Genomic DNA, 9,033 nt, shown 5'->3' with positions numbered 1-9,033 from the left:
GCAGACCAACCAGCCCAGCCGAGGACCAAAAGGCACTGGCTTTTAACACACTGTTGAGTTCTCAAGAAACGGACACCACCATCAGCGGCCCTTCCGGACCCCCTCCGGGGCAACCCTTCTAACTTACCACCCACCGCCGGTTTGTCAACCCCCAGGACCAAGATCCCAAAAGATCAACCAACCCACAGACACAGAAGATGACCCACGACACAACCACCCCAGCAGGAAACACCCACCAAGACGATCAACCATCGAAGGAACCCCATCCGGGCCGGCCACCCTTCCAGGCGTCCTGCATCCCGTTCATCGGGGAGACCCACACCTTACCCGCTCGCTCCGGTGCTTGCGCCCGGACTCGCCGATTCGGTGTCGGTTCCCCGCCAGGTCCGGGGGCCTTTCGGCGTCCCGTTCCCCTTGGGGCGAAGAGAACATTACGTTCGTCCCAGACCTTGGTCAAATCGAGGACGGACGCCACTGCATTCCCAGATGTCGCATCGGCCCCGCCGGCTGCCGGTACCACCGTCGACCTGCCGCGACGGCGCACCCGGCTCTGAAGATCCGTGGCGCCGAACACCCACCGCGCGCAGCCGGCACCGGCCTCGGGCACGCCCTGGCGGAGCTCATCCCCAAGCACGGACTGCGATCTCCCCGGCTGCGTGATCGCGGATGACCGCTGTCGCCCTTGCCCCGATGCTGATGCCACGACTGCGGGCGGTCACGCCTGCCCGTACGACGGGAACCGGTCCCCCGATCGAGCCGAATTCCGCCCCGGACGGACGTCTGATTGAACGAAATACGGCAGGCCGTAGGAGACCAGGTTGTCGGGGAGACCGTGCACTTTCCCTACGGGGAATTTCGCGATTACGCCGAGCCGAAGATCTCATTCCTTGTTGCCGATGCAGACCACCCCGTTTCTGCCGGAATAGAACGCGACAACGATAAGCTACGTCCCGCCGCTCCAATGCCCTAAACGCAGCTGTCGAAGGCAACGTCGACCGGAGTGGGGGAGAATGTACCCGAGGCCGTACCGGCCGAGATCGACGCGGCGAAGTCGACGTTCGGACACTTGCTGACGCCGCTCACATGGCTCCACTTCATGGTGTTGCCCTTGATCGTGGTGTTCAGCATGCCGGTCGCCCCGATGCCGGTGACGACCCGGACGGTCTGCGAGCCGGTGGTGTTTCCGGAGATCTCGCCGCCGCTGCCGGTGTTGGACTTGGGTCCGAACCACGAGCGTGTCCCGTCGACCAGCCCGATGACGTAATGGGTGTTCGGGCTGGTCCACATCGTGTTGCCGCTGATGGTCGCGCCGGTGAAGCCGACGGTCGCCGGGGTGTCGGAGGGCAGCGGATCAAGGCCGAGGCCGCCGTACGCGGAGTTGCCCGCGTTCAGCACCGTGTTGCCCGTGACCTTCGACCGCTGGGCGACCGTGTTGCCCGTCACCGGCTGCGAGCGGTAGAGCACGATCGGGACGTCGGAGGCGTCCACGATCTGGTTGCCGCTGACGGTGGCGTCCTGGCAGGTCACCGCCACACCGTCGCTCCAGGTGTCGGTCTTGACGTGGTCGCTGGAGTAGGCCGTGATCACGTTTCCGCCGATCTTGACGCCGGCGCAGGCGTACCCGTCGAAGGCGCCCAGCGCGTACACGGCCTGCGGGCCGGCGGAGTTGGAGATCTTGCTGTTCGTGACCGAGGTGCCGGTGCCGCCGTCGAGCACGACGTTGTCGCGGCTCGCGTCGGAGTTCTCCGGGGTGTCCCGCGCGCCGTCGACCCAGACGTTCTCCAGGTGGGCGCCGTCGCCGAGTTCGACGAGCCGGTCGTTGAACGCACTGTCGCGTACGAGTCGGCCCATCGACGCGTAGTGGCGCGGGTCGGGGCGGCCGGTGGTCGCCAGGGTCACTCCGGCGGGGATCCGCAGCTTGGCGCCGAGCCGTACGACGGCCTTCGGCGCGAGGTAGACCGTGCCGCCCTTCGGGGTGGCGTCGAGCGTCTTCTGCAGCTCGTCACCGGACCCGGTGAACCCGCTGCCGCCGGTCGGCAGGGTCGGCGCCGGGATGGTGCCGAACTGGTACGACGAGCCGCTGCCGTCCTTGACGCCCGTACAGATCTTGGGGACGAGCGCGGCGAACTCCCCGCCGGTGAAGAACTTGTCCACGACGGTGGACCAGGCCATGCCGCCGTTGAGCTGCCCGGTCCAGTTGTCGAAGCCGGCCTTGTCGGGCTCGCGGTTGACCGATCCGCGGTAGAGGGCGAGCACCTTGGCGGCGTCGTCGTAGCCGAGCCCGGTGAACTCCGAGGAGGTGTAGATGGACCGGCCGACGTTGGCGAGCGTGGTGGCGTTGCAGCCGTCGGACTCGAAGTAGGCGACGTCGCCCTGCCAGCCCACCTGGTCGGGGAGGCGGCCCAGCGCCTCGGTGTACTGCTTCGCGATGAACTGACCCGGAACGTAACCCGTGTCGGCGTGCGCCGCCGTCACCGGTATGAACACCGTCGTGCTCAGCGCGGCCGCCGCCACGGCCCACCGTCGAAGCGCCACCTTGGTTCCCCCATCGCCAGAATCCGTCGAAACGGTCAGGAGACTAACCAGTGGGCCCGGCCCGCGAAAAACATTTCAACGATCGCGTGACCGTCACTTCTGCGAGGCAATTTCGGTAATCGCCAAGGGGTGAGGTCAGCCGGGTTTGGCGTTCCGCATGCGTTCGTCGGTCCAGTACGTGGCGACGTCGTGCGGATTCTGCGTCGAGTGGGTGCTGACGGCGTCTTCGGGCCGTTTGTCCGCGCTCGAACCGAACGCGGCGGCGAGCCCTGCCGCCAGCCCGACGGCCACGACCCCGCCCACGACGAAGATGAGCGTCCTGCGCCTCATGCCACCGGCCTTTCTCGACGGACCATCACAGAAAGCGGCCCGAACCGGATTTCTGGTGAACGCGGCTTATATCGAGACTAGCCGCAAGGACGGCCACTGTCCGTCCTCAGGGATGGGTCGGCTCGGCACGCCCAGGTCGTACGGTCGATCGCGCTCGACGGGGCTCAGCCGCTCCACTCGATGTCGGCGCCCCGCGGTGACGACTCAGGACTCCGGCGGCACGCTCGGCCGCGCGGCGCGAGCAGGCCGGGCGGGCCGGGCGGGCCGGGCGCGGCGGGCGCCTCGGCGTCCGGTTCGGAGACGCTCATGGTCACTGGCCACCGCCCCCGGGAGCGCCGGCGGGCAGCAGCTTCTGGCACTTCTGCGTCGCGGCCTTGAACTGCGGCGAGTTGGGGTCGACGCCCGACCCCGGGCCGCCGCGGACGATGATGCCTCCGCCCTGCGGATCGGGGAAGTCCGGCACCCCGTTCTGGCGCATGCAGGCGACGTACTTCAGCAGCTGCGCCTGCTGCTTCGGGTCCTGCGCCGGTCCCGCCTGCCCGCTCGGCGCGTACGCCTTGCACGCCTGCTGCGCCGCCTTGAACTTCGGGCTGTCGGGGTCCATGTCGGTGCCCTTCTTCATGATGACCGTGGACCGCCCGTTGACCGGGTCGGGAAAGCTCGGCACCCCGTGGCTGCGCATGCACTGGGCGTACTGCACCGCCTTCGTGGAGGTGGTCGCCTTGCCGCCGGCGGCGGCGGAGCTCGACGCGCTCGACGAGCCACCCGACCCTCCGCAGCCCGCGGTCCCGAAGGCCGCCGCCGCCACGGCCAGCAGGGCCGCGCTCCTCATTCGTCCGTTCATGTCCCGTTCCTTCGCATCGGTGTGGTGCGTCAGAGACCGTTGTACGGACGAGGCGGTCACACGGCGGTGCGCGGACCTGTGACCCGGCTGTGACCGGGTATCGGGCATCCTCGACACCATGGATCGGTCGTTCGCCCACCCCACGGGATCCGGGCGATGAGGGTGCTGGTGGTCGAGGACCACGTCGAACTCGCCGAGTCGGTGGCGAGGGTCCTGCGGCGTGAGGGGATGGCCGTCGACCTGTCCCACGACGGCGGGGACGCGCTGGAGCGTACGGCGGTGACCGGCTACGACGTCGTCGTGCTCGACCGGGACCTGCCCGGCGTCCACGGCGACGACGTCTGCCGCGCCCTGGTGGCCCAGGCCACCCGCGTGCTGATGCTGACGGCGTCCGGCACGCTCGAGGATCGCGTCGACGGCCTCGGCATGGGGGCGGACGACTACCTGCCCAAGCCGTTCGCCTACGCCGAGCTGATCGCGCGGATCCGCGCGGTCGCCCGGCGCTCACGGACCGCGTCGCCTCCCATCCTGACGCGCGGCGACCTGCGGCTGGACCCGGCACAGCGCGTCGCCACCCGCGCGGGGATGCGCCTGCCGCTCAGCCCGAAGGAGCTCGCCGTGCTGGAGTACCTGCTCACCGCCGAGGGCCGCGCCGTCTCCGCCGAAGAACTGCTCGAACGGGTGTGGGACGAGGCGGCCGACCCGTTCACCACGACCGTCAAGGCGACGATCAACCGCCTGCGGGCGAAGCTCGGCACCCCGCCCGTGATCGAGACCGTTCCCCAAGCCGGATACCGGATCTGACGCCCATGCGCCCTCTGCTCCTCATGCGGCGGCTGCCGCCCCGTACGGTCCGGCTGCGCCTCACTCTGCTGTACGGGGCCCTGTTCGCGGTCTCCGGCGTGGTGCTGCTCACGGTCACCTACCTGCTCGTCAGCCACTCGACGGGCCGGCTCGTCCTGATCAGTCACCGGGCGGGCCCGCCGGTCTCCGATCCCGACCCGCTCCTGGCTCCGCTGCCCGACGGCATGGCGGCGGCCCGTACGCAGGCGACCCGCCAGCACGCCGCCGAACTGCACGAGTTGCTGGTCCAGTCCGGGATCGCGCTGGCGATCACTTTGGTGATCTCCATCGCCCTCGGCTGGCTGGTCGCCGGGCGGGTCCTGCGCCCGCTGCAGACCATGACCACCGCCATCCGGCAGATCTCGGCGCGCAACGTCCACGAGCGGCTGGCCGCCGGCGGCCCCCGCGACGAGCTGAAGGACCTGGCCGACACCGTGGACGGTCTTCTCGGCCGGCTGGAGACCGCTCTCGACGCGCACAAGCGGTTCGTCGCCAACGCCGCCCACGAGCTGCGCACACCGCTGACGCTCCAGCACGCGCTGCTCGAGGAGACCCTCACCGACCGCGCGGCCACGCTCTCGTCGTTCCAGGCGACCTTCGAACGGCTGCTGCTCAACAGCGAGCAGCAGGAACGCCTGCTCGAGTCGCTTCTCACCCTCACCCGCAGTGAACGCGGCCTCGGCCGGCGCCGCCCCCTGGACCTGGCGGTGGTCGCCGACCACGTACTGCTCGCCCCGCGCCCGGAGGCCGCCCGGCTGCGCGTCCGGGCCGACACCGCGCCGGCCCCCGCCTCGGGCGACCAGACCCTTGTCGAACGCCTGGTGACCAACCTGGTCGACAACGCCACGCACTACAACCACGCGGACGGCTGGGTGGAGGTCACCACGGCGACCCTCGCGGGGCGCGCCGTCGTCTCCGTGGCCAACACCGGGCCGGTCATCCCGGCCGGGCAGGTCGACCGGCTCTTCGAGCCGTTCCAGCGCCTCGGCGACCGCACCGCGCGAAACGACGGTCACCACGGCCTCGGCCTGTCGATCGTCCGCGCCATCGCGACCGCCCACGACGCCACCGTCACGGCCCGCTCCCGCCCGGAAGGCGGCCTCGTCGTGGAGGTCGCCTTCCCCGTCCGGGAGTTCGCGGAGCCCGTCACGGCACAATGAGCGCGTGGCCGGATCGGATTCTTCGAACTGCGTGTGCGGGCTGCCCGCGCCCTACGACGACTGCTGCGGACGGTTCCATCGCGGAGACGCGACGGCGCCGACCGCCGAACGCCTCATGCGCTCGCGGTTCAGCGCCTTCGGCGTCGAGGACGAGGCCTATCTCCTGACGACCTGGCACCCGTCGACGCGGCCGCCGCGGATCGACTTCGACCCGGCCCTGCGGTGGCAACGGCTGGAGATCCTGCGAACCACCGGCGGCGGTCTTCTCGACACCGAGGGGACCGTGCACTTCCGCGCCCACTACGTCCGGCGGAAACGCCCCGGCCGCCTGGAGGAGAACAGCCGCTTCGCCCTCCACGACGGCGCCTGGCTGTACGTCACCGCCCTCCCCTAGGAGATCCGCAGGACGAGCTTGCCGTGCGGGTGACCCGTCTGGCTCAGCTCCGCGGCCGTACGCCAGTCCTCCAGCGGGAACGTGCGGGCCACCGGCACCGAGAAGCGGCCCTCGGCCGCCAGCCGCGCGTACTCGCCGAGCACGTCGTAGCGTATGGTGCCCTCGCCACCGGGGCCGCTGAACCGCACGCCCAGTTCCCTGGCCGCGGCGAAGTCGCTGAGTGTCAGCACATGTTCCGGCCCCTTGACGGTGCGCATGAGGCCCGGCAACGCGTCGCTGACCGGTGCCGCGTCGAGGGCGAGGTCGACCGGTCCGCCCGCGAGTGCCGTCACTCGCCCGGCCATGCCGTCGCCGTAACCGGTGACTTCGGCGCCGGCCGCGCGCAGGGCGTCGGCGTACGTCTCGCCGGCGGTGGCGATGACCCGGGCTCCGTGCAGGAGCGCGATCCGCACCGCCGCGTACCCGACGGTGGTCCCGGCGCCGTGCACGAGCACGGTCGTGCCGTCGCGTACGCCGAGCGCGTCCAGACCTCGGTAGGCCGTCTCGACCGCCATCGGCAGCGCGGCGGCGTCGACCGGGTCGAGCCCCGGCGGGCGCGGGAACCACAGGTCGAGGAGGGCCTGCTCGGACGCGCCGGCGGTCGGTCCGGTGAAGACCGCCGGCCCGAGCACCGGATCACCGATCTCGACGCCGGTCACCCCGGCACCGATCGCGTCGACCGTGCCGGACACCTCGAGCCCGACGCCGCGAGGCAGGTCGCCGGCGAAGAGTCCGCCGCACAGCGCCCAGTCCGCCGGGTTCAGCCCGCACGCCTGGACCGTGACGCGAATCCGGCCCGGGCCGGGGGTGGGTGGTTCGGCGTCCTCGAGTCGCAGGACGTCGAGCGGTGCTCCGTACTCGTGGAAGCGAAGGGTGCGCATGAAGTCTCCTCCTGGAGCGAACGACAGCAGATGCTGTCATCACTCACGCTAGCAGAGTGATGACAGCATCTGCTGTCGCTATACTCGGCGCATGGCACGGTGGGAGGGCAACGCTCGCGGCCGACTCGAACGAGCGGCGCTGGAGCTGTTCGACGAACAGGGCTACGACCGCACGACGGTCGCGCAGATCGCAAAACGCGCGAACCTCACCGAGCGGTCGTTCTACCGATGGTTCGCCGACAAGCGCGAGGTGCTGTTCGGCGGCGGCGAGGAGCTCGAGGAGCATCTCGTCGCCGCGATCGACGCCACTCCCGCGGGCACCGGTGCGCTGCCGACGCTCCTGGCCGCGTTCGCCACCGCACCGGAGGTGTTCCGCCCCCGCGAGTTCCTCCAGAAGCGGTCGGCGGTCATCGCGGCCAACCCGCCGCTGCGAGAACGCGAACTGATCAAGCTGGCGTCGATGTCCGAGGCCCTCACCGCCGCCCTGCTGAACCGCGGGTACGACCAGCAGACGGCGCGACTGGCCACCGATGTCGGCATGGCCGTCCTCCGCCTGACCACCGAACGCTGCATGGCCGACGAGCAAGCCGATTTCGCCCAGGAGTTGTCGGCCGGCGCGGCCGACCTACTCGCCGTCGCCGCCGACGGCGTCCCCGACTAGGGCCTGTCTCAAGGTGGTTGCGTGTTTTCCACAGCCGTGCGTGCGGCCTTCCTTTGGCGTGTGGGGTGGCTTGACAATGGAAGTGGGGTCGGCGCCCCCTGGGAGGGCGGGGAGTGTCCGGGAGGGCGGCACTTCGAAACACGCCCAAGGCCTCGGGAACCCGGGCGGGGGCGTGAATCTCGTCGCGTCCATGCGACACCATGTCGATCGGGTTGTGGACGTCGGCGGCGGCATGGAACATGGCCACGAACTCCGCCAGGTCGAGGCGGTCGGCGGCCGACCTCAACCGGGCCACGGCGCGCCGTACCTCGCGTTCCGCGCGCTCTGTCGACGAATCCATCCTGATCCTCCCGGAGTGAGGAGCTGACCGGGATCCTCCGAATCCGGCACCGCCGCTTCACCGGGTCAACCGGACCCGGATCTCCGGTTCCGAAGGCACTACACTCGGGCCGCGTGGAGGTCGAAGAAGAGCGCCCGATGCGCGCCGACGCCCGGCGTAACCGTGAGCGGATCCTCAAGGCCGCTCGCGAGGTGTTCGCCGAAGAGGGCGCCGCCGCGCAGATGGAGCCGATCGCCAGGCGTGCGGGAGTGGGCGTGGGCACGCTCTACCGCAACTTCCCCACCAGGAGAGCGCTCATCGGCGCCATGCGCGCCGAATGGACGGCCGAGCGGACCGCCAACCTCGACGACGCCCTGGCCACGGCCGATCCCTGGGCGGCCATCACGGAGTACGTCCACCGCGGCGCCGAGGCCATGAGCCGCGACGCGGGCCTGCGGGTGGTCTTCCCCGACCTCCCGGTCAAAGAGACCACTCCCGAGGCCGAGGCCGAGTTCCGCGACCGGCTCGGCGTGCTCATCCGCCGCGCGCACGACGCGGGCGTGCTGCGTCCCGAGGTCACCGCCGAGACCTACAACGGCATGATGGTCGGCCTGGGGGCCGCCATCACCGCCGGAACGGACTGGCGGCTCGCCGCAGACATCCTGCTCGCGGGGCTCCGCGCCCCAGACCACTCCGTCTAGTACGACGAGGCGGAAGAAGCCGAGCGGACCGGAAGGAGACCACCGAGTCAGAGCGTCGAATACGGCGTTCCCGGTTCCAGCAGCGGATCGGCCGAGTCCGCCGACGCGGGGCGCCGAAACGCTCGGCGCAGAAGGCTTGCGAGCCGGGTATCCGGGCCTGTGACAGGCAGGACCGACGCCTAGGGTCTGTCTCGAGGTAGTTGGGTCGCGGGTTTTCCACAGCCGTGCGTGTGGTCTTTCTTTGGTGTGAGGGGTGGCTTGACAATGGAAGTGGGGTCGGCGCCCCCTGGGAGGGCGGGGAGTGTCTGGGAGGGCGGGGAGTGTCT

Annotated in this window: 10 protein-coding genes; 5 read left to right on the top strand and 5 right to left on the bottom strand. The window is 70.3% G+C overall.

Annotated features, from left to right (window positions below; all coding sequences use genetic code 11):
* Positions 1-966 precede the first annotated feature (966 nt).
* The 4 genes from ACFFNX_RS34010 to ACFFNX_RS33995 all read right to left on the bottom strand — a co-directional run bounded on the left by ACFFNX_RS34010 (position 967) and on the right by ACFFNX_RS33995 (position 3,709).
* Positions 967-2,535: a DUF4214 domain-containing protein gene (locus ACFFNX_RS34010; RefSeq protein ID WP_378209976.1), complete on the bottom strand. Its 1,569-nt coding sequence runs from the start codon at positions 2,533-2,535 to the stop codon at positions 967-969.
* Between the two features lie 135 nt (positions 2,536-2,670).
* Positions 2,671-2,865: a hypothetical protein gene (locus ACFFNX_RS34005; RefSeq protein WP_378209975.1), complete on the bottom strand. Its 195-nt coding sequence runs from the start codon at positions 2,863-2,865 to the stop codon at positions 2,671-2,673.
* Positions 2,866-3,029: 164 nt separating this feature from the next.
* Positions 3,030-3,173 carry a hypothetical protein gene (locus tag ACFFNX_RS34000; protein ID WP_378209974.1) on the bottom strand — a complete coding sequence of 48 codons (144 nt, stop codon included), beginning with the start codon at positions 3,171-3,173 and terminating at the stop codon, positions 3,030-3,032.
* Between the two features lie 2 nt (positions 3,174-3,175).
* Positions 3,176-3,709: a hypothetical protein gene (locus ACFFNX_RS33995; RefSeq protein ID WP_378209973.1), complete on the bottom strand. Its 534-nt coding sequence runs from the start codon at positions 3,707-3,709 to the stop codon at positions 3,176-3,178.
* Between the two features lie 156 nt (positions 3,710-3,865).
* Here ACFFNX_RS33995 and ACFFNX_RS33990 point away from each other — a divergent pair, with 156 nt between their 5' ends.
* Genes ACFFNX_RS33990 through ACFFNX_RS33980 form a run of 3 tightly spaced genes read left to right on the top strand, consistent with a single transcriptional unit; the run spans position 3,866 to position 6,106 of the window.
* A complete protein-coding gene (locus ACFFNX_RS33990; RefSeq protein ID WP_378209972.1) occupies positions 3,866-4,513 on the top strand; it encodes a response regulator transcription factor in 648 nt (215 codons plus the stop codon).
* Between the two features lie 5 nt (positions 4,514-4,518).
* On the top strand, positions 4,519-5,712 hold the full coding sequence (locus ACFFNX_RS33985) for a sensor histidine kinase (protein WP_378209971.1): 1,194 nt from the start codon (positions 4,519-4,521) through the stop codon (positions 5,710-5,712).
* A gap of 4 nt (positions 5,713-5,716) precedes the next feature.
* Positions 5,717-6,106, top strand: coding sequence for a YchJ family protein (locus tag ACFFNX_RS33980; protein ID WP_378209970.1), 390 nt, complete (start codon positions 5,717-5,719; stop codon positions 6,104-6,106).
* Here ACFFNX_RS33980 and ACFFNX_RS33975 read toward each other — a convergent pair.
* Entirely contained in the window at positions 6,103-7,026 is a 924-nt protein-coding gene (locus ACFFNX_RS33975) for an NADP-dependent oxidoreductase (protein ID WP_378209969.1), read from the bottom strand. The two genes, ACFFNX_RS33980 and ACFFNX_RS33975, sit on opposite strands and share 4 nt — an antisense overlap.
* 91 nt (positions 7,027-7,117) lie before the next feature.
* Between ACFFNX_RS33975 and ACFFNX_RS33970 the strand changes: the two genes are divergently transcribed.
* Both ACFFNX_RS33970 and ACFFNX_RS33965 read left to right on the top strand, forming a co-directional pair.
* Positions 7,118-7,687, top strand: coding sequence for a TetR/AcrR family transcriptional regulator (locus ACFFNX_RS33970; protein WP_378209968.1), 570 nt, complete (start codon positions 7,118-7,120; stop codon positions 7,685-7,687).
* Between the two features lie 453 nt (positions 7,688-8,140).
* Positions 8,141-8,707 carry a TetR/AcrR family transcriptional regulator gene (locus ACFFNX_RS33965; RefSeq protein WP_378209967.1) on the top strand — a complete coding sequence of 189 codons (567 nt, stop codon included), beginning with the start codon at positions 8,141-8,143 and terminating at the stop codon, positions 8,705-8,707.
* Positions 8,708-9,033: the final 326 nt, after the last annotated feature.

This window comes from Actinoallomurus acaciae (genome assembly GCF_042429965.1).
Classification (GTDB): Bacteria; Actinomycetota; Actinomycetes; order Streptosporangiales; family Streptosporangiaceae; genus Actinoallomurus; species Actinoallomurus acaciae.
This window is presented reverse-complemented; position numbering and strand designations above follow the sequence as displayed.